The organism is Nonomuraea sp. NPDC049129 (assembly GCF_040648495.1).
In the GTDB taxonomy this organism is placed as follows: Bacteria; Actinomycetota; Actinomycetes; order Streptosporangiales; family Streptosporangiaceae; genus Nonomuraea.
On sequence record NZ_JBEZDU010000010.1, the window covers coordinates 71,794 to 90,646 of the forward strand.

Sequence of the window (18,853 nt, forward strand, 5' to 3'; positions counted from 1 at the left end):
GGGTGTCAAAGTACGGCTGGCGTCACTCGGCGTTCGCGCCTGCGGTGGGCCTGATGGTTTCCGCGCTGCTGTTCGTGGCCGGAGCGGTGGAAACGCTGCTGGTGTCCGTGGGTGCGACCACGGCCCCGCCGGCCGCGGAGGTCGTGGTCACGCTGATCATCGCGGTGTTCCTGACCACCGTTCTCCGGCTCGTCAGGGCCGTACCGGATATCCGGCGGGAGAGTGCCGCGACGGCGCGGGCCGTGGCGAACGTGCAGGCGGTGAAGCCGAACGAGGACACGCTGGTGGGGCGGCGGCTCAAGCTGTTCAAGGAGGCGGCCGAGGCCGGGAACGACTGTGAGGCGGTGCTGGGCGCCCGGTCCGCGCTGGACGACAGCGAGATGGCCAACAAGCACCACCTCGACCACGCGCTCATCTGGGCGCTGCCGGTGTTCGGGTTCATCGGCACCGCGCTGACGATGGCCGCGATGGTCAGCTCCTTCTCGAACGCCCTGGACAACCAGGGGGACCCCAGCGTGCTGATCACCGCGCTCAAGCAGCACGTGCTGCCCGAGCTGGCGTCGGCGTTCGGTGTCACCCTGGTCGCGCTGTTCCTGAGCGTGCTCGCCTTCGGTGGGATGGCGCTGATCGAGCGGGCGGAGCGGGCCAGCGTGGTGGCCGCCGACGAGGTGTTCCTCATCTACATCGCGCGCCTGCCGGTCAAGCAGGTGGCGCCCGCCATGACGGGGCTCACCCAGGAGCTGTCCCAGTCCAGAGGCAGGACCGAGGAGCTGGTCAAGGGCCTGGACGCGCTGCGTACCGCGGTGGAGCGGTTGAGCGCCGCCGAGAGCCGGCCGCAGAAGTACACGCTGGTGAGGGAGCAGTGAGGAAGCGGGCCGTCAGATCGTTCGCGCCGCCGCTCGACCTGCGCTTCATCGACCTGTTCATGTCCATCGTCCTGGCGCTGTCCTTCGTGGCGATCATGCTGACCGTCGTGGCGCGGATGCTGCCGACCGACGTCCCCACGCCGCCGCGTCAGGAGACGCGTCAGAGCGTGGCCCAGCTGCAGAAGCAGCTCGACGCCGCCATGGTGGCCAAGCGGAAGGCCGAGGCCGAGCTGCGCACCACGCAGGCGCAGATCGCCGAGCAGACCGCCTTCGCGCTGCCGTGGTGGCTGATCGGGTTCTGCGCGCTGCTCGGCGTGCTCACCGTGTTCATGAGCTGGCGGATCCGGCTGTGGAACAACGGGAACCTACCGCGTATACGCAGCTGGCTGATGGTCACCGTGGTAGTGGCCGCGGTGACGGTGGTGATCAGATCGCTGAGTGACAGTGACGGCTATCTGCTGCTCGCCGAGATCCCCTGGTGGGGCGCCGACGCTCTCTGTCTCGGGCTGTTGCTGGTCGCGTACGTGCTGATCTCCGACATCCGGGCCAGCCACGCCGCGCTCGGCCAGATCAGGGCGCGGTCGGCGCGCGCCTCCGTCCCGGAGCGGTAGAGGATCACGGTTTGCGGGCGACTCCGGCCAGGACCCAGGCTCGCTTCGTCTCCTGGTCGGAGACCGGGGTGCTGGCGCGCCACTTACGGACATAGATGAAGCCGGGTTCGACGAGCTCCAGCCCGTCGAAGAAGCGCACCGCCTGATCGCGGCTGCGCGGACCGCCCTTGGGCCGGTTGAGCGCCTCCCGGAAGACGTCGGCGATCTGCTCGGCTATCTCCGGGCGGCCGTCGAAGACGGCGTGGGTGAGGCAGAGGAAGCTCCCGGGCGCCAGCCGCTCGCACAGCCGGGCCACATGCTCGAACGGGCCGTCCTCGTCGGGGATGTACTGGAGCGCGCCAATGATCAGGACGCCGACGGGCCGGTCGAAGTCGATCAGCTGGCTCAGAGTGGGATCGTCCAGCATGGCGTCGGGGTGGAGGATGTCCCCTTCGACCACTCCCGTGCGCTCGTTGGTGGCGAGCAGCGCCCGCGCGTGGTTGAGCGCGACCGGGTCGTCGGCGACGTAGACGACGTTGGCGTCCGGGTCGAGCGACTGGGCGACCTCGTGGACGTTCCGCTTGGTAGGCAGCCCGGAGCTGACATGGACGAACTGCGTGACACCCTGCTCGACCAGGTAGCGCACGACCCGTTCGCGGAACTCCTGGACGTACTCGCCCATCACCCCGGCGTCGGGGATCAGCGCCAGGACCCGCGCGGCGGCCTCGCGGTCGGCGGCGAAGTTGTCCTTGCCGCCCAGGAAGTAGTCGTTCATGCGGGCGACGCTGGGAGCGTTGGCCGACACCCCTGGCCGTCGGGGCGTGTCATTCATTTGTCATCTCCTTCGCTCCCACCCGGCTAAGAGGACAGTAGCAAGCCAAGGGCAGTCCGGGTGGCTTGTCCTGGTTTGTGCTGACAGAGACTCATGAAAAGTTCATCCGCCGCAAATGGCGTCTCAAGGGGTGTTTCTTAACTTTGCTGGCGTAAGGGAAGTTCTGCTCGGGCTGGGCGGCCTGCTCGCAGCCTGCGGCCAGGACGCGCCGGCGGTGATCACCTCGACAGGGGCGAGCGTGTGAAGCCGCACGACGTACAGCGGAAGGTTTCCTGGTTGGGCCGGTTGCGCTTGTCCACGTGCCCGCACGCCGAGCACCCCTGCGAGGTGTACGCGGGGTCCACGTAGACGAGCGCAACCCCGGTGCGGGCCGCCTTGTAGGCGATGAACCGGCCGAGCTGGTGGAAGCTCCACGTGTGTAGCGTGACCCGCTGGGGCTTACGGAGCCGTACCCGGTCGCGGATGCCCTGGAGGTCTTCCAGGGCGATGCCGCGTCCGGTGCGTGCAGCCTCGGTCACGATGGTCTTGGAAATCACGTGGTTGACGTTCCTGCCAGGACAGGCACCGCTCGTCGAACGGCTGGGAGGCGTCCGGGCGGAACCCGATCGGCTTGGTGAGGGGCTTGCGCAGCCTCGCCTTCACATGGGCTTTCACCGTTGTGTAGGCGTCGGAGACCTTCTTGGGGTTCATCGCCATGGATTGCTGAAGATGGCCGAGGAGGACGACGGCTATCTGGGGGCGATCGTCTTCTCCGCCGACTCAGACAAGGACGGCAAGTGATCAGGCTCCGGCCTCGGGCGGGCGCAGGCGCCGCAGGGCCTCGCTGACGCTCTCGCCTTGTCCGGTGGCGATCGGATTGCCGTCGGAGTCGCGGGCGACGGCGGAGTAGGCCGGTCCCGGCAGCTGGGTCAGCAGGATGGTGTTGCCGTCGCGCAGCAGGTCCTCCGGTGCGAGGCGGTGTTCGCGCCGGTCGGCCAGGTTGCGGGCGGCGACCAGGGCGGCCACGGGGGCGCGGTGGCGGGTGAGGAGTATCGGGCCGCTGTCGTGCGGCTGGGCGGCCTGTCGTACGAGGTCGCCGAGCTTGCGGCGGACCGTTGACAGCGGCAGGGTGGGCAGGCCGGTCAGCGGCCCGGACACCCCGGAGATGGGGACCAGCGCGGCCCATTCCCAGCGTTCGCGGGTGATCAGCGTCGTCTCGCCGTCCTGGGCGGCGCGCACCAACCGGCCCCAGTGGACACGCGCCTCCTCGACGCCGAGCGGGGGGCCGAGGCGGGCGACGAGCTCTTCATAGACGGTCGGGGTGTCGTACATCCGGAAAATGTAAGCCGCCTTACCGAGAAAATGCAAGCCGCCTTACAAAAGTCGCGCTCGAAAACCGGTTGCGGCCATCAATAGCGTGGGCGGCATGGAGGCACTGGTGGAGTCGTTCGTGCGGGACGGCTTCGTGAAGTTGACGATCGGTTCGCGCGAGCAGGGTGAGGCGGCGCAGGCGCTGCTGTGGAAGCAGATCGGCCTGTCGCCGGACGAGCCCGAAGGATGGCGCGAGCCGGTGGTGTGGGCCGCGGACATGACCGGGCAGGGGCCGTTCGGCGAGTTGGTCAGGTCGCCCGAGCTGGCGGCCGGGTTGGACGCGGTGTGCGGGAAGGGCGGCTGGCAGCCGCGTGGCGCGGCGGGCAACATCCCGATCCGGTTCCCGCGGCGACCGCCGGCCGACGACCGCGGCTGGCACCTGGACGCCAACGTGTCGCGGCCTGACGGCAGCTGGGGGGTGACCGTCCGCTCGACTACGCTCCTGGTGCTGATGCTGTTCTCGGAGGTCGGCGAGTCGGACGCGCCGACCCGGGTCAGGGCGGGGTCGCAGCGAGACAGCTTCCGGGCGCTGGACGAGCAGCAGGTGTACGACCACGTCAGCGCGGGCGCGCTGGTGGACGCGGCCAGCAAGGACCGGCCGGTGGCGCTGGCGACCGGCTCGCCGGGGGACGCCTACCTGGTGCACCCGCTGACCGTGCACGCCGCGCAGGAGCACCTGGGAGAGAGGCCCAGGTTCATGGCGCAGATGCCGTTCATGCTGGCCGAGCCGTTGGACCCGGCGGCCGACACGCCGCTGGCCAGAGCGCTCCGCTGAGACCTGTCACTACCTCGACCCAAGGGTTATCGGGGGTCGATCGGTGTCAGGGGCGGGGTGCCGGCCTCGATGGCGGCGGCCGCGTCCAGGCACAGGTCCTCGCGGAAGCGCGGTCCGATGATCTGTACGGCCTGCGGCAGCCCGTCCGCCAGACCGGTCGGGACGGCGACCGAGGGCAGCCCCAGCAGGTTGGCCACCACGCTCATGCGCAGCGCCGCCGGCCACCCGGCCAGCCACTCGGGATCGAGGTCGGCGCCCACCGGGAACGTCGGGATCGTGCAGATCGGCGCGAGGACCAGCGGGGTCGAGTCCGTCCAGTCGGCCCAGGCCCGCAGGATGGCGGCGCGTTCCATCATCGGGTCGAAGGCGGCGCGCCCGCCCGCTCGCGTCCAGATCTCCTCGTAGGCGGCCCAGAACTGGACGAACCCCTTGGAGGCGACCGTCTCGACGGGCGGCTGCTCCTCGTGGACGCGGCCGTAGGAGGACATGATCTGGGTGTAGATCTCCGAGGCCCGGTCCAGGGCGGGAGGCAGGCTCTCCGTCACCCGATAACCGGCGTCGGCGAGCAGTTTGGCCGCCTGCCGTACGGCGGCGGTGACCTGGGGGTCCGCGTCGAGGCCGGTGACCGCGGCCACCCCGATCGGCGTCGCCGGGGCGGGGCCCCGCAGGGGGACCGGGGCGTACCAGGGGTCGCCGGGCGCGTGGCCGCACATGTGGTCGAAGGCCAGCCGCAGGTCGGCCACCCGCCGCGCGATCGGCCCGTGCACGCCCAGCAACTGGAACGCGAACGGCGACGCCTGCCCTCGCTGGGCGATCCGGCCCAGCGACGGCTTCAGCGCGGCGACGCCGCAGCACTGCGCGGGCCAGCGCAGCGAGCCCGCGCCGTCGTTGCCGATGCCGAGCGGGGTCAGGCCGGTCGCCACCGCGGCCGCGTCGCCGCCGCTGGAGCCGCCCGGCGTGTGGCCGGCCGACCAGGGATTGCGGGTCGCGCCGCGCAGGTCGTTGTCGGTGTGCCAGCGGATGCCGAACTCCGGCATGTTCGTCCGGCCGATCGGGATCGCGCCCGCCGCGCGCAACTGGGCGATGTGCTGGGCGTCGCGCTGGGCGACGGCGTCGCGCAGCGGGACGATGCCGAGTGTTGTCGCCGAGCCGGCCACGTCGACGTTCTCCTTGACCGTCATGGGGACGCCGCAGAGCGGGCCCGGCGCCGTGCCGTCGCGCAGGCCCCGGTCGGCCGCGTCCGCCGCGTCGAGGGCCTGCTCCTCCAGCACCACCGTGATGGCGTTGACCTGCGGATTCACCTCGGCGATCCGCGCCAGATGGGCCTGGACCACCTCACGGCTGGACACCTCGCGGGTGCCGATCAGCCGCGCCAGATCTCCGGCGGCCAATGCCCATAGTTCAGCCACGACATCCTCCTTGAGGGGTAAGCGGTGCCGAGGAATCTAGGGCGAGAATTCAGAAAGAGGCAGTCTTGTCTTTCCCGGCCGCGTCAGCCAGCCGGAGAACGCGCAGGTGGGAGCGGTACGAAAAAAGGGCCGGAGGCGATCGCCTCCGGCCCTTCGGAATATCCGGCTAGTTATGCCGGGTGGTCTTGCGCCAGGTGAAACCACCCGGCAGGTTGACGGATATCGTGCGGCGGCCGTCCGCCGTACGGGTGACACGGAACAACCGGTTGCCCCAGCTGTGCCCGACGCCGCCGCGCGACAGATTGAGCCTGAACGGCCCGAGCTTGATCGACTTTCGGTAGCTCCAGCCCATCGAGGTTCCCTCCATGAGATCGCGAGGGCTCCCAGCTACCCGAAAATTGGCGAAATATCGGGTTTAGTGTGGTGGTCACTCCACGGTCACCGTCGCGTTCGCCGGGACCGTGGTGCCCGCCACCTGCCCGGTCACCGAGAAGGTGCCGGGAGAGGCGTACGAGCTCGGGTCGATCTGCGCCCACGTGACCGCGACCGAGCTGTCCTTGGACCCGTCGTTGTACGTGGCCACGACGGTCGCCGGCAGCGACGGCGCGGTGCCCGCCCGGGTCCGCACCGCCTCCTCGGCGATCGAGGTGATGGTCACCGCCGGACTCGTCCTGACGTACACCGTGGCCTCGACAGGCGAGCGCAGACCCTCGGCGAGCCCGGCGACCTTGAAGCTGGTGCCACCGGTCTTGACCTGGTCGGCGGTCACCTGCTGCCACGTCACCGCGGCCTGACCCCGGCCGCCGTCCGCGTACAGCGTCTCCACCTTGGCCGGAAGCTGGGGCAGCGTGCCGGCCACCGTCGGGACGTACACCGGCCGCACCGAGTCCGGCGGCACCGCGTACGCCTTCCACTCCAGCACCCCGACGGACGCCGGCCCGGACACCAGTTCGGCGCGCAGCTTCGTCGTCGTCACCGTGTCGAACGAGACCGTGTTGTAGGCGTCGGCCGCGGTCGGATAGGAGGCGGCGCCGGTCACGTCCTCGAAGGAGTCGCCGTCCCACGCCTGGATCTTCCACGACGCCGGGACGCGGACGCCGCCGCCGTCGTCGAAGAAGTACAGGTCCGCCTTGTTCACCCGTACCGGCGACGGCCAGTCGAGCTGCACCCACTGCGTGCCCTCCTGCGGCCAGGTGCCCCAGCGCGGGTTGGCGCCGTCGTTGGAGCGCGGCGGCTCGATGCCGTCGTTGATCGCCGTCACCTTCTCCCACGGCGAGGTGTAGGAGGCGGTCGGTGTCGCGTACGGCGCCACGTTCACCTGCGTGCCCAGCGCGCCCACCGTGACGGCGACCGTACCGGACGCCGACTTGGCGCCGTCGGAGGCGGTCAGCTTCAGGTGGTACGTGCCCGCCTCGGTGAACGACGCGACCGTGGCCGGGCTCGCCGGATCGGTGAAGAACGCCTGGCCAGGCCCGTCGACGACGCTCCATGTCATGCTGAGCGTCCCCGACGGCAGCCCGTCGTCCTTGACGACCGCGTCCAGCCTGGCCTGGCCGGGACGGTTGAAGGTCGCGTCCTGTACGGCCAGCACGTAGGGGGCCCGGTTGCTTGTGGACGGCGGCGCCGAGCCGGTCGCGTACGCCTGCACCTCCTTCAAACCCGTCGAGTAGCCCGGCCGGTGGGTGACCAGCACGCGCAGCTTCTGGGCGGTGAGGGACCTGAAGCGGACCTCGTTGAGGTTGGCCCGGGGATAGACCGGGTCCTTGGCCTGGCCGGGCACGTCCTTCCAGGTGGAGCCGTCGAGGTACTGCGCCGAGTACAGGGCGGGCTCGCTGTAGCCCCCGGTCTTGCGGTCGTTGTAGAAGTACAGGCGCAGCCGGTCGACGGGCCGGGCCGAGCCCAGGTCCACCTCCAGCCAGTCCTGCGCCTTGCCGGAGCCCTTGCTGCCCCAGTACGGCTCGTTGATCGTGAACCCGTCCACCGCGCCCGCCGGGTCGCCGTACGAGGCCGTGGCGGACTTGACCAGGTTCGGCCGGGTGGAGCCGAGATCGACCCCGGCCTTCTGGAACAGGTCCTCGACCCGGTCACCCGACAGCTTCACCTCGGCCGGAGCCTTCATCGACCGCGCCGCCTCGGCGTGCACGACCGTGCTCTTCTCAACGCCGCCCTCGACCTTGCCCGTGGCCGGGTCCCAGACCGCGTGCGCGAGCCCGGACAGCGTGACCTTGCGCTTGCCGTCGATGAAGATCGAGTAACCCTCGGGCACGCCCGCGTAGTGCGTTTTTCCGTCGCCGGGCTTGTCCCAGACGATGCTCAGGTCGCTGCCGCGGTAGTTGATGCCGTTGACCGTGAAATGGTCCCAGCCGATGTCGACCGGCCACAGCTCGACCTTGCCGTCGGAGCGCGGGCGCAGGCCCATCACGTCCTCGATGACCGTCCAGTTGCTACTACCGAGGATCGTATGGTGGATCCACGACCGGTAGTCGATGGTCTTGGTGGCGGGATTCCAGTTCGACCAGAACTCGTTGGCGTCCGGGTAACGGGTGTCGCCGCCGACGAACTGCGACCAGGCGTTCCAGTACAGCAGTTGCTTGTACTGGTCGGCCGTGATGTACGGCGAGGTGTATTCGCGCAGCGCCTTGGAGAACAGCGAGAAGTTCCGGGTCGAATTGATCTGCGAGAAGTTGTTCGACCCCGGATGCCCTGCCGCCGCGGCCTCCGCTTTGTCCTTCTGATTAGCGGTATAGGCCGGGAAAATCGGATATTCAGCGGGGTCGGTCCATAGACGGAGCGCCTCCCGATATTTCGGGTCGTCCGTCGGGACCAGGCCGGTGGCGAACGGGATGTAGTTGTTCGATTCCTTCCACGGGATCAGGTTGCCCGTCTGCAGGTCGCGGTGCTTGAACAGCTTGTTCTGGTCGTCCCAGAGCAGGGTGAGGATGCCGTTCTTCACCTTGTCGGCCACGCCCCGCAGCTCGGCGGCCTTCGCGGTGTCGCCGATCAGCGTGTACGCCTGCGCCGCCGCCATCGCGTTGGCGTAGACATAGGCGCCCTCGAGCCGCTCGTTCGCCCGGTTGTAGTAGTGGAACGACACCGCGTCGGCGTCGTTGCCGGTCATCGCCTCCCAGTCGTACTCGATGACTCCGTTCTTGTTGGAGTCGTAGGCGTTGAGCTGCCCGTAGACGTCCTTTTCCGCGTAGCGGGCGAGGTTGCGCAGGATCGCGGGCTGGCCGCCGTGGAGTTGGTAGCTCTCCAGCGCGGAGGCCGAGATGTACTGGGTGTAGCTGTTCGACCAGTTCTCCGGATCACCCGGGTTATCCGTATATTTCGAGTTACGTGATACCTCGCCGGCCGACACCCACGGGCCGTACGAGTAGATCGGATCTCGCAGATACTTCAGATCCTGCAGGAACATCGGCACGGTCAGCACGATCGCGTTGTTGTAGCCGAGCGCCCCCTCCACCGACGTCGGGAACTGGAAGTCGTTGCCCGGAATGTCGGCGTCGAGGAAGTTGAACCGCATCAACCACCAGCGGTAGTAGACGAACTTCTTGATGTTGGCGTCCGGCGCGTCGATGTAGGGCAGGTTCTCCGCCCACCAGGCGTTGTAGTCCTGGAGCTGCCGTCGCAGCGCCTTCTCCGGCGAGCGCCCCTTGTAGCCGTCGTACTCGTCGCGCGACCCGGCCAGCTCCTCGGTGACGAAGCCCATCTGCACCTTGGTCCGCACGGTCTTGCCCGGCTCGACCGACAGCGTCCCCTTCAGCGCGCCGTCCGCGACCTTCAGGCCGTCGCCGCTGAGCCGGGGGAAGAGCGTGGTCAGCCGGTTCTTCGCCGCCACCACGCCGGTCAGCTCACGGTCGCCGTCCGCGGTCTTGGTGTACGGAGAGGTCACCGTGACCGGCACCTCCAGTTTCGCGGTGCCCCTGTTCGTGACCGCCAGCGTGGTGACCGCCACGTTCTCGTGCGTGATGAACTTCTTGACGGTCACGGCCAGATCGCCGCCCGCGTACTGGCCGATCCAGTGGCTGGGCATCTGCAACCGCTTGCTCACGTCCTCCTTGAGGTCCGTGCCGAGCGAGACGCTGTAGGCGTCGCGGTTGTCGATGCTCTCCCAGTACGCCACGCTGCCGCCGAAGCCGATGACCGACGGGTCGTGCTCCTTCATTAACAGCGTCCGGCCCCGCGACATCAGCCACGTGCCCGCCGGGTCGTCGCCGGGGCGGGCCAGCATGCGGTCGATCCAGTACGAGTCGCCGCCCTTCTCCTTCTTGTAGATCTCCTCCATCATCTTGCGCGGCTGGTAACGGACGGGCTCGGCCGGAACGGGGTCGGCGCCGGTGAACACCGGCATACCGAGATCGTCCTGGACGGCCGTGGCCGGGGAGCCGGCGGCGAGCAGACTGCCCGCGACGGCTAACGCGGCCAGGCCGGAGAGGGTTTTGCGCACGGAGTTCTCCATGGGGTGTCAGTCGGCGACGGGCAGCCAGACGCGCATGGTGGCGGGGCCGCGATTGCCCCAGCGGTGGTACGGCACCAGCCGCAGCACGGTGTCCGTGCCATCCGGCGCGTCGGGCGTCGGCCCGTACGGCCAGTCGTCGGTGGCCGGAGTCCCGAGCACGACGGCGACCTCGATCTCCACGACAGGATCGACAGCGGGACCAGCGGCGGGACCGACAGTGTGACCGGCGGCGAGATCGGCGGCGGGGTCAGTGGCGGGCGCGCCCGCGACGGGATCGGGCGCGCCCGCCTCGGAACCGGCCGCCCTCGGTACGGGGACGGCTGCGGACGCCCCTTCCGGAGAGCCGGCCTGGTGGTCGGCCGGATGGTCAGCTGGTTGATCGCCCAGAGGGGCGGCCGGAGGGGCGGCCGGAGGGTCGGCCGGACGCTCGATGGGTGCGGACGAGATGCGGGCGGCCACGTCGGCGAGTGGCGGCTCGTCGGCGACGGACTCCGCGCAGTAGACGAGCGGCCCGCGCTCCACCGCGACACTCCCGCGCAGCGCGTCCACGCGCCGGTCGGGGAAGGTCCATCGGGGAGCCATGGGCAGGTCGAGCCGGATCTCATCACCCGGCCGCCAGTCGCCCGCGACGACGGCGTACCCGGGCTCGACCTCCCGACTACCCGACATATGCGAAATGTCCGACCCACCGGCGTCCGACCCGCGAGCGTCCGACCCACCGGCGTCCGATCCAGCGCCACCGTCCGGCCCGGCCGGTCCGTACGCGAGCGTGGCGCCCTTCGCCCAGGCGGGCACGCGCAGCGAGATCCGCCCGCTGCCACCCGAAAGGACCCGCACGCGCACCCCGCCCGACCACGGATACCCGGTCTCCACCCGCAACGCGAGCGGCCCATGGGTGATCTCGCCCGGTGTGAAGTGGTGGATCTGCACCCCGCCCGCGTCACTCGTCGCCACGTAGGCCGCCAGCGAGGCGAGCGTGCGGGCGATGTTGTTCGGGCAGCACGACACGTCGAACCACGGCGAGCGCAGCCCGCCCTCGGCGGCGTGGTTGACCCCGTTCAGCGGCACGGCCGGCACCCGCACGCGCAGCGGGTTGGCGTAGAAGAACGACCGGCCGTCCAGGGCCACCGCGGTGGCCAGCACGTTGTACAGCGTCCGCTCGGCCACGTCGGTGTACCGGGCGTCGCCGGTGGCCAGCAGCAGCCGGTGCGCCAGCATGATCGAGGCGATGCCCGCGCAGGTCTCGGAGTAGGCGCGGTCCGGCGGCAGCTCGTAGTCCTCGCCGAAGGACTCGTCGGTGTGCCGCGAGCCCATGCCGCCCGTCAGGTGGGTGCGTCTGGCGACCGCCCGCTCCCACTGCGCTTCGACGGCCTTCAGCAATTCCTCGTCGCCCGTCTCCACAGCCACGTCGACGACGCCGCTGGCCAGGTAGAGCGCCCGTACGGCATGCCCGCGCAACGACTGCGCGCGCCGTACTGGAAGATCATCCTGGAAGTAGGCGCGGCCGAACGGGATCTCGGCCAGCGCGGGCAGGCCCCGGCGTTCGACGAAGCGGCGGGCCATCTCCAGGTAGCGCTCGGTGCCGGTGGCCCGGTACAGCTCGACCAGCGCCATCTCCACCACCGGGTGGCCGCAGGTCTCCGAGGTGTCCATGAAGCGGCGGCAGATGTGGTCCGCCGCCCGCTTGACCACCTCGGTCAGCCGGTCCTCGCCGTGCATGCGCAGCCTGGCGACCCCGGCCTGGATGAGGTGGCCGTAGCAGTAGAGCTCATGGCCCCACTCGAAGTCGGTGTAGCGGCTGCCGGACCATCGGGTGTTGAGGTAGCCGTCACCCTCCTGGGCCCTGGCCACGGTCTCGGCCAGCTCGGGCAGCGCGGGGTGGTCGGCCCACGCCATCCCCTCCAGCAGCTTGTAGATCTCCGAGTCGCTGAACTCCCTGCCCTTGCGGGGCAGCCGGCCTCGGAAGTTGTCGATCCAGCCTTCGCGCTCCATCCATTCCTGGCAGTGGGCGATGGTGACGTCCCGGTTGAGGGTGACGCGGTCGCCCCAGAAGCCGGGCGCCGGACGTACCGCGTCCAGGCCGAGGGGGGACAGCACACCCGATGAGGGGAGGACAGGATTAGCCACGCAGAGCTCCCGACATGAATCCGCGCACGTAGTGGCGCTGCAGAATGACGAACAGAATGAGACAGGGGAGTGCCATGACCATGACGCCGGCCTGGAGCATGCCGTAGTCGATGGCGCCGAACGTGCCCTGCGTCATGCTGACCACGGCCACCGGCAGGGTGAACGACGCGCCGTCGTTGAGCAGGATGAGCGGTGCGAAGAAGTCGTTCCACGAGGCGAGGAAGGCGAACAGGCCGACCGTGACGAGCGCGGGCCGTACGGCGTGCAGCAGGATCCGGGAGAAGGCCCGGAAGGTGCCGCAGCCGTCGACCAGCGCCGCCTCCTCCAGCTCGCGCGGGATCGCCTCGAAGGCGTTGCGCATCATGAACAGCGCGAACGGCAGCTGGAACATCACGAACACCAGCGACAGCCCCAGCAGCGAGTTCTGCAGGCCGAGGTAGCCGAGCAGCACGTAGAGCGGGATGAGGATCGTCGCGTACGGCACCATGAGGATCGCCAGCGTGGCCAGGAACAGCAGGTTCTTGCCGGGGAAGTCGAACCGGGCGAAGGCGTAGCCGCCCAGCGCGGAGACGATCAGCGTGCCGGCGACGGTCATCGACGACACCAGCACGCTGTTGGTGGCGTAGGTGCCGACGCCCTCGCCGAACTGGGCCATCTTCAGGTAGTTGGACGGCTCCTCCAGCGACGCCCAGCCGCTCCACACCAGCGGGAACAGGAACAGAATGGCCAGCGCCGTGACAGTGGGGTAATACCGCATCATTGGTCGTTCACCGCTCCTCACTCCCTCCGCGGGCCGCTCGTTCCTCGCGGACCGCTCCGTTCGCTGCGTCGGGTTCACTCCTCACTTGAGCCTCCGCATCAGCAGAGTGTTGAACCCGACCAGGGCGACCAGCAGCACGACGGACAGCGCCGCCGCCCCGCCGAGGTCGAAGCGGAAGAACGCGTCGCGGTAGACGACCATGACCATCGAGACCGTGCTGTTGTCCGGGCCGCCGTTGGTGAAGATGAAGAACTGGTCGAAGGCCAGCAGCGAGCCCGTGATGCTGAGGATCAGCATCAGCGCCAGCGTCGGGCGCAGCAGCGGCATCGTGATCTTGGTGAAGATCTGCCAGCGGTTGGCGCCGTCGCTCCTGGCCGCCTCGTACACCTCGACGGGGATCGACTGCAGGCCGGTCAGCAGGATGAGCATGTTGAACCCGGCGAAGCGCCACAGCACGAGCGCGATCGTGGAGAACAACGCCATGTTGGGCGTGCCGATCCACTTCACCGGCTCGTGCGTGATCCCCAGCGTCTGGAGCAGCGGGTCGATCGGGCCGAAGTCGTTGTTCAGCAGGCCGTAGAACAGCAGCGCGGCGGCGGCGAAGCCGACGGCTCCCGGCAGGAAGAACGCGGTACGGAAGAACGCGACGCCGGGGCGGCGCTCCTGCACCAGCAGCGCCAGGCCGAGCGCGACGGCCGACAGCAGGACGGTGGTGATGGCGGTGTACTTCAGCGTGAAGAGCACCGCGTCGAAGAACAGCGGGTTCTTGGGGATCTTGGCGTAGTTGTCGGGGGCGTTGAAGACCGCCTGGCCCAGCAGCGGCCAGCGGTTCAGCGACATCCAGACGACCAGCACCAGCGGTGCGAGGAACAGGACGCCCACGATGACGGCGGTCGGTGCGGCGTACAGCCAGCCTTGGACCTGTCTCCTCCGCCATCGGGCGGACGGCACTGTGTGGGCCGCCCGCCGCTTGGGCTTGCTGAGAGTTGCAATCATTGCTGCAGGGACTTCGTTATCTCGGCGTTCAGTTGGGGCACCTTCGAGGCGTCGCCGAACACCGCTTCGCGAGCAAGCCGCAGCCAGGGTCCCTGCGGGTCGTTGAACGTCTGGCCGAAGCGCAGCGCGTAGGGCGTCTGACCCTTGGCGACCAGCGAGTTGATCAAAACCACACGCGGGTCCTCAGCCGAGTACTTGTTGTTGGCCAGGTCCGTACGCGCGAGCACGTCCTTGTTCTTGGCCATGACCTCGACCTGCGCGTCATCGGAGACGGTCCAGGACAGGAAGTCCCAGGCCGCGTCGGCGTTCTTGGACGTCGAGGAGATGCCGATCGAGTCGCCGCCCACGAAGGTCGACTCGCCACCGTCGGGACCGGCGATGGGGGTGACGCCGATCTTCATGTCGGCGGGCATCGTGCCGAGCGTGGTCGACGGCATGGGCATGACGCCGATCTCGCCCTTGGGGAAGAAGCCGGTCCAGGTCGGGCCCTGCTCCTCCTTGGCCGTCGGGCCGGTGACCTTCTTCTCGTACAGGTCGCGGTAGGTCTTGAACACCTCGGTCATCGCGGGCTGGTCGTTGAGCGAGGTGGTGCCTTCGGCGTTCATGACCTGGGCGCCGGCCGCCCAGACCGAGGGCCAGAAGGTGAAGACGTAACAGCCGCCGCAGTTGCCGCCGAAGAACGTACCGTGCACCTTGCCGTCCTTGCCCAGCTTCTGCTGGATCGTGGTGGCCTGCTGGGCGAACTCCTTCAGCGTCTTGGGCCCCTTCTCCGGGTCGAGCCCGGCCTTGGCGTAGAGGTCCTTGTTCCAGAACCAGACCGACAGGTCCAGCGTGTGGGGCAGGGTGTAGAGCTTGCCGTCCAGCGTGCCCAGCTTCATGTGGGAGGGCGCGAGACCGGCCTTGTACGGCAGGGCGTTGACCCGGTCGGTGATGTCCATGAACAGGCCCTGCGAGGTGTAGTTCGGGACGAAGATCACGTCGGCCGCGAACACGTCCGGCAGCTGCTTGGCCCCGGCCGCGGCAGCGATGCGCGGCTGGTAGTTGTCCGTCGGGATGACGGTCAGTTTCACTTGGTTCTTGTGACTGCTGTTGTAGGCCTTCACCAGCCGTTCGCTCTGGGCCTGCGTCGCCGCGCGGGTCCACATGGTGATCGTGACCGGGCCTGCCGCTTGGGGCTGCTTCTCGCTCCCACCGCTCCCGCTGCTGCCGCAAGCGGCGGCTGTGAGCGCTAACAAACCGAGGAAGGCGATCCCAGCCAGCCGTCGTCTCATGGTTGTCTCCTTCGGGACCCCCGTGAACTGAAAGGTTTTCGGAAACGTAGAAGAAACATTGGGGCCTGTCAATGGGTATTATGGTTTGTCCTAGATACCGGGTTACTGAAAAGGGTTTCGAAAATATGGCGGGTAGGCGCGCGACCATCAACGACGTGGCCTCCCTGGCCGGGGTGTCGATCGCCACGGCCTCCAAGGCGCTCAACGGGCGGCAGGACGTGCGGGCCTCGACCCGTCAGCGCGTGCTCGCCGCGGCGGAGGAGCTCTCCTTCCAGCCGAACGCCCTGGCCAGGGGGCTGCTGTCCGGCCAGACGCGGACGGTCGGGCTGCTCACCTCTGACAGCGCGGGCCGGTTCGGCATCCCGGTGCTGCTCGGCGCGGAGGACGCGTTCGGCGCGGGGGAGATGGCGGTGCTGCTCTGCGACGCCCGCGGCGACGCCATCAGGGAGCAGCACCACCTGCGCGCACTGCTGTCGCGCCGCGTCGACGGGCTGATCGTGGTGGGCGAGAGCACCAACCCGCGGCCGTCGGTCAGCCGCGATCTCGGAGTGCCGGTGGTCTACGCCTACGGGCCGTCGGACGATCCGGAGGACGTGTCGTTCGTGCCGGACGACGTGGGCGGCGCGGTGATGGCGGTCAACCATCTGATCGCGCTGGGCCGGCGGCGGATCGCGCACGTCACCGGGCCCGAGCACTACAAGGCGGCCCGTGATCGCGTGGCGGGCGTGGAGCTGGCGCTGTCCGAGGCGGGTCTGGAGCAGGCGGGCGAGACGCTCTGGGGCGCGTGGTCGCAGCGGTGGGGGCGGCACGCGGCGGAGATGCTGCTGATGGCCCAGCCGGAGATCGACGCGGTGTTCTGCGGCAGCGACCAGGTCGCGGCCGGGTTCGTGGAGGCGGTCCGCGAGCGGGGGCGGCGGGTGCCCGACGACATCGCGGTGATCGGCTACGACAACTGGGAGGTGCTGTCGACCGAGACGCGCCCGGCCCTGACGACCGTGGACATGAACCTCGAGCTCCTCGGCAGGACGGCCGCCCAGCACCTGTTCGCGGCCATCGACGGACGGGCCACGCCGGGCATCCATCGCATGCCCTGCCAGCTGGTGATCCGCGACTCCACGGCGTCGTCGGCGTAACCGCGCGCAGAGGGCCTGGCCCTCCTGGTATGTTAGCGTTAACATTTCGAGTGAACTTCCTCTCCAGGCTGGGCGCCAAAGATGAGGAGCGCTCAAGGCAGAGCTCGTGTGACGCGACCGTAATCGGACGACCTCTTGACGAGACCTGTTGTTAACGTTCACAGTCATGCCAAGCCAGGAAGGGAGCACGGCAGTGGGAGCGACCCAGGGGCGTCGACCGCCGGTCATGGCCGATGTGGCCAAAGAGGCCGGGGTATCGCACCAGACGGTCTCACGCGTGCTCAACGAGCATCCCAACGTGCGCAGCGAGACCCGCGCGCGGGTGATGGAGGCGATCGACAAGCTCGGCTACCGCCGCAACCTTGTCGCCCGCGCCCTGGTCACCAAGCACTCCAGGACGCTCGGCGTGGTCAGCTTCGACACCACGCTGTACGGCCCGGCCAGCACGGTCTACGGCATCGAGCAGGCGGCCCGGGGGGCCGGCTACTTCGTCAGCATCGTGAGTCTCAAGTCCATCGACAAGATCGGCGTCAGTGATGCCCTCGACTACCTGGCCGACCAGGGCGTCGACGGCATCGTCGTGGTCGCGCCGCAACGGTCGGCCGCCCAGGCGCTGGGGGAGCTCCCGTTCGGGGTGCCCACGGTCGCCGTCGAGGGCGGCGAGGCCGGTGACGTGTCGGTCGTCTGCGTCGACCAGGTCCGCGGCGGCAGGATGGCCACCGAGCACCTGCTCTCCCTGGGACACGAGACGGTCTGGCACATCCGCGGCCCCTCCGACTGGCTGGAGGCCGAGGGGCGCGTGGCCGGGTGGCGGGCCGCGCTGGAGCAGGCGGGCCGTTCGGCCCCTGAGCCGCTCGCCGGAGACTGGAGTCCGCGCTCGGGATACGAGGCGGGGCGGAGTCTGGCGAGCATGAAGGACGTCACGGCGGTGTTCGTCGCCAACGATCAGATGGCGCTGGGCGTGCTGCGGGCGTTCACCGAGCAGGGGGTGAGAGTGCCCGACCAGGTGAGCGTCGTCGGTTTCGACGACATCCCCGAATCGGAGTTCTTCTCGCCGCCGCTCACCACCATCAGGCAGGACTTCGGCGCGGTGGGCAGGCACAGCATCGAGGTGCTCCTTCGGCAGATCGAGGGCCAAGGCTCCCACGAGCGCGAACGCCTCGTGGTCCCGCCCTCGCTCGTCTCCCGGGCCAGTACGGCCCGGCGGTAGGCCGTACACGATAGGAAGCGCGCACGCACCCACGCGTTCGGTGTTAGCGCTCACATCAGAAGGGACCCCACGTGTTGAAGAGGATCTCGGTGTTGATGCTCGCCGGGTTCACCGCCATGGCGGTGGCCGGATGCGGCAGTGGCGGCGGCGGTGGCGGTGGCGCGATCACCATGGGCTTCTCGCAGGTCGGCGCGGAGAGCGGCTGGCGCACCGCGAACACCAAGTCGGTGCAGGACTCGGCCAAGTCAGCCGGGATCACCCTGAAGTTCTCGGACGCCCAGCAGAAGCAGGAGAACCAGATCAAGGCGATCCGCTCCTACATCCAGCAGAAGGTGGACGTCATCGCCTTCTCGCCGGTGGTGGAGTCGGGCTGGGACACCGTACTCAAGGAGGCCAAGGACGCGAAGATCCCGGTGATCCTCACCGACCGGGCCGTGGACTCCAAGGACACCTCGCTCTACAAGACCTTCCTCGGCTCGGACTTCATCGAAGAGGGCCGCAAGGCCGGCAAGTGGCTGGTGGACGAGTACAAGAGCAGCACCGACCCGGTCAAGATCGTCGAGCTGCAGGGCACCACGGGCTCGGCGCCGGCCAACGACCGCAAGGCGGGCTTCCAGGAGGTCATCAAGGCCGAGCCCAAGTTCCAGATCGTCGCCTCGCAGACCGGCGACTTCACCCGGGCCAAGGGCAAGGAGGTCATGGAGGCCTTCCTGAAGTCCACTCCGGACATCGACGTGCTTTACGCGCACAATGACGACATGGGGCTGGGTGCGATCGAGGCCATCGAGGGCGCGGGCAAGGTGCCCGGCAAGGACATCAAGATCATCACGGTCGACGCCGTCAAGGACGGCATGCAGGCCCTCGCCGACGGAAAGATCAACTACATCGTCGAGTGCTCCCCGCTGCTCGGCCCGCAGCTGATGGACCTGGCCAAGAAGGTCGTCAAGAACGAGACCGTGCCGACCCGCGTGATCACGCAGGAGACGGCGTTCAACCAGGAGCAGGCCAAGGCCGCTCTGCCCAACCGCCAGTACTGACCGCCGACCGGGCCGGCCCTCGCGGGCCGGCCCACCCA

The 18,853-nt window shown here is 68.9% G+C and carries 16 protein-coding genes and 1 pseudogene; 7 read left to right on the plus strand and 10 right to left on the minus strand.

From position 1 onward, the window contains the following. The first annotated feature begins 53 nt into the window (after nt 1-53). Nucleotides 54-866: a hypothetical protein gene (locus tag AB0B64_RS30080; protein ID WP_357939886.1), complete on the plus strand. Its 813-nt coding sequence runs from the start codon at nt 54-56 to the stop codon at nt 864-866. Continuing rightward, entirely contained in the window at nt 863-1,477 is a 615-nt protein-coding gene (locus tag AB0B64_RS30085; RefSeq protein WP_357939888.1) for a hypothetical protein, read from the plus strand. Before AB0B64_RS30080 ends, AB0B64_RS30085 begins: the two co-directional genes overlap by 4 nt. 4 nt (nt 1,478-1,481) lie before the next feature. On the opposite strand, the gene AB0B64_RS30090 is transcribed toward AB0B64_RS30085, so the two are convergent. After that, nucleotides 1,482-2,288 (minus strand): SAM-dependent methyltransferase, encoded by an 807-nt coding sequence (locus AB0B64_RS30090; protein ID WP_358181312.1) that lies wholly within the window; start codon nt 2,286-2,288, stop codon nt 1,482-1,484. A gap of 245 nt (nt 2,289-2,533) precedes the next feature. After that, nucleotides 2,534-2,839, minus strand: a pseudogene (locus AB0B64_RS30095) (transposase); the annotation flags it as partial. Between AB0B64_RS30095 and AB0B64_RS30100 the strand changes: the two are divergent. Beyond that, nucleotides 2,808-3,068: a hypothetical protein gene (locus AB0B64_RS30100; protein WP_357939893.1), complete on the plus strand. Its 261-nt coding sequence runs from the start codon at nt 2,808-2,810 to the stop codon at nt 3,066-3,068. The pseudogene AB0B64_RS30095 and the gene AB0B64_RS30100 overlap by 32 nt on opposite strands. On the opposite strand, the gene AB0B64_RS30105 is transcribed toward AB0B64_RS30100, so the two are convergent. Beyond that, nucleotides 3,069-3,599: a hypothetical protein gene (locus AB0B64_RS30105; RefSeq protein ID WP_357939895.1), complete on the minus strand. Its 531-nt coding sequence runs from the start codon at nt 3,597-3,599 to the stop codon at nt 3,069-3,071. 94 nt (nt 3,600-3,693) lie between these two features. On the opposite strand from AB0B64_RS30105, the gene AB0B64_RS30110 reads away from it, so the two are divergent. Then, nucleotides 3,694-4,413, plus strand: a complete 720-nt coding sequence (locus AB0B64_RS30110) for a phytanoyl-CoA dioxygenase family protein (protein WP_357939897.1) — start codon at nt 3,694-3,696, stop codon at nt 4,411-4,413. 26 nt (nt 4,414-4,439) lie between these two features. On the opposite strand, the gene AB0B64_RS30115 is transcribed toward AB0B64_RS30110, so the two are convergent. The 7 genes from AB0B64_RS30115 to AB0B64_RS30145 form a co-directional block, all read right to left on the minus strand. Continuing rightward, nucleotides 4,440-5,822 (minus strand): amidase, encoded by a 1,383-nt coding sequence (locus AB0B64_RS30115; protein ID WP_358181315.1) that lies wholly within the window; start codon nt 5,820-5,822, stop codon nt 4,440-4,442. Nucleotides 5,823-5,988: 166 nt separating this feature from the next. After that, nucleotides 5,989-6,189, minus strand: a complete 201-nt coding sequence (locus tag AB0B64_RS30120) for a DUF4236 domain-containing protein (protein ID WP_357939902.1) — start codon at nt 6,187-6,189, stop codon at nt 5,989-5,991. A gap of 60 nt (nt 6,190-6,249) precedes the next feature. Further along, a complete protein-coding gene (locus AB0B64_RS30125; RefSeq protein ID WP_358181318.1) occupies nt 6,250-10,269 on the minus strand; it encodes an Ig-like domain-containing protein in 4,020 nt (1,339 codons plus the stop codon). An 18-nt stretch (nt 10,270-10,287) separates the two neighbouring features. Then, the gene (locus AB0B64_RS30130) at nt 10,288-12,408 is read right to left on the minus strand and encodes a beta-L-arabinofuranosidase domain-containing protein (RefSeq protein WP_358181321.1); all 2,121 of its coding nucleotides are present in this window, start codon (nt 12,406-12,408) and stop codon (nt 10,288-10,290) included. Beyond that, nucleotides 12,401-13,168, minus strand: a complete 768-nt coding sequence (locus AB0B64_RS30135) for a carbohydrate ABC transporter permease (protein WP_357939908.1) — start codon at nt 13,166-13,168, stop codon at nt 12,401-12,403. Before AB0B64_RS30135 ends, AB0B64_RS30130 begins: the two co-directional genes overlap by 8 nt. Before the next feature lie 81 nt (nt 13,169-13,249). After that, complete coding sequence (locus tag AB0B64_RS30140; protein ID WP_357939909.1) at nt 13,250-14,164, minus strand: sugar ABC transporter permease; 915 nt, start codon at nt 14,162-14,164, stop codon at nt 13,250-13,252. Then, complete coding sequence (locus tag AB0B64_RS30145) at nt 14,161-15,435, minus strand: sugar ABC transporter substrate-binding protein (RefSeq protein WP_357939912.1); 1,275 nt, start codon at nt 15,433-15,435, stop codon at nt 14,161-14,163. Before AB0B64_RS30145 ends, AB0B64_RS30140 begins: the two co-directional genes overlap by 4 nt. Nucleotides 15,436-15,560: 125 nt before the next feature. On the opposite strand from AB0B64_RS30145, the gene AB0B64_RS30150 reads away from it, so the two are divergent. From AB0B64_RS30150 to AB0B64_RS30160, 3 genes are all read left to right on the plus strand, one after another. Beyond that, the gene (locus tag AB0B64_RS30150) at nt 15,561-16,568 is read left to right on the plus strand and encodes a LacI family DNA-binding transcriptional regulator (RefSeq protein WP_357939914.1); all 1,008 of its coding nucleotides are present in this window, start codon (nt 15,561-15,563) and stop codon (nt 16,566-16,568) included. Nucleotides 16,569-16,794: 226 nt separating this feature from the next. Beyond that, the gene (locus AB0B64_RS30155; protein WP_357941456.1) at nt 16,795-17,778 is read left to right on the plus strand and encodes a LacI family DNA-binding transcriptional regulator; all 984 of its coding nucleotides are present in this window, start codon (nt 16,795-16,797) and stop codon (nt 17,776-17,778) included. 71 nt (nt 17,779-17,849) lie between these two features. Next, nucleotides 17,850-18,815, plus strand: coding sequence for an ABC transporter substrate-binding protein (locus tag AB0B64_RS30160; protein ID WP_357939916.1), 966 nt, complete (start codon nt 17,850-17,852; stop codon nt 18,813-18,815). Nucleotides 18,816-18,853 lie beyond the last annotated feature (38 nt).

Coding starts and splice junctions, on each gene's coding strand:
- AB0B64_RS30080 (WP_357939886.1), top strand. CDS start 54: ATGGTTTCCGCGCTGCTGTTCGTGGCCGGAGCGGTGGAAACGCTGCTG.
- AB0B64_RS30090 (WP_358181312.1), bottom strand. CDS start 2,288: ATGAATGACACGCCCCGACGGCCAGGGGTGTCGGCCAACGCTCCCAGC.
- AB0B64_RS30100 (WP_357939893.1), top strand. CDS start 2,808: ATGGTCTTGGAAATCACGTGGTTGACGTTCCTGCCAGGACAGGCACCG.
- AB0B64_RS30105 (WP_357939895.1), bottom strand. CDS start 3,599: ATGTACGACACCCCGACCGTCTATGAAGAGCTCGTCGCCCGCCTCGGC.
- AB0B64_RS30110 (WP_357939897.1), top strand. CDS start 3,694: ATGGAGGCACTGGTGGAGTCGTTCGTGCGGGACGGCTTCGTGAAGTTG.
- AB0B64_RS30120 (WP_357939902.1), bottom strand. CDS start 6,189: ATGGAGGGAACCTCGATGGGCTGGAGCTACCGAAAGTCGATCAAGCTC.
- AB0B64_RS30135 (WP_357939908.1), bottom strand. CDS start 13,168: ATGATGCGGTATTACCCCACTGTCACGGCGCTGGCCATTCTGTTCCTG.
- AB0B64_RS30140 (WP_357939909.1), bottom strand. CDS start 14,164: ATGATTGCAACTCTCAGCAAGCCCAAGCGGCGGGCGGCCCACACAGTG.
- AB0B64_RS30145 (WP_357939912.1), bottom strand. CDS start 15,435: ATGAGACGACGGCTGGCTGGGATCGCCTTCCTCGGTTTGTTAGCGCTC.
- AB0B64_RS30150 (WP_357939914.1), top strand. CDS start 15,561: ATGGCGGGTAGGCGCGCGACCATCAACGACGTGGCCTCCCTGGCCGGG.
- AB0B64_RS30155 (WP_357941456.1), top strand. CDS start 16,795: ATGGCCGATGTGGCCAAAGAGGCCGGGGTATCGCACCAGACGGTCTCA.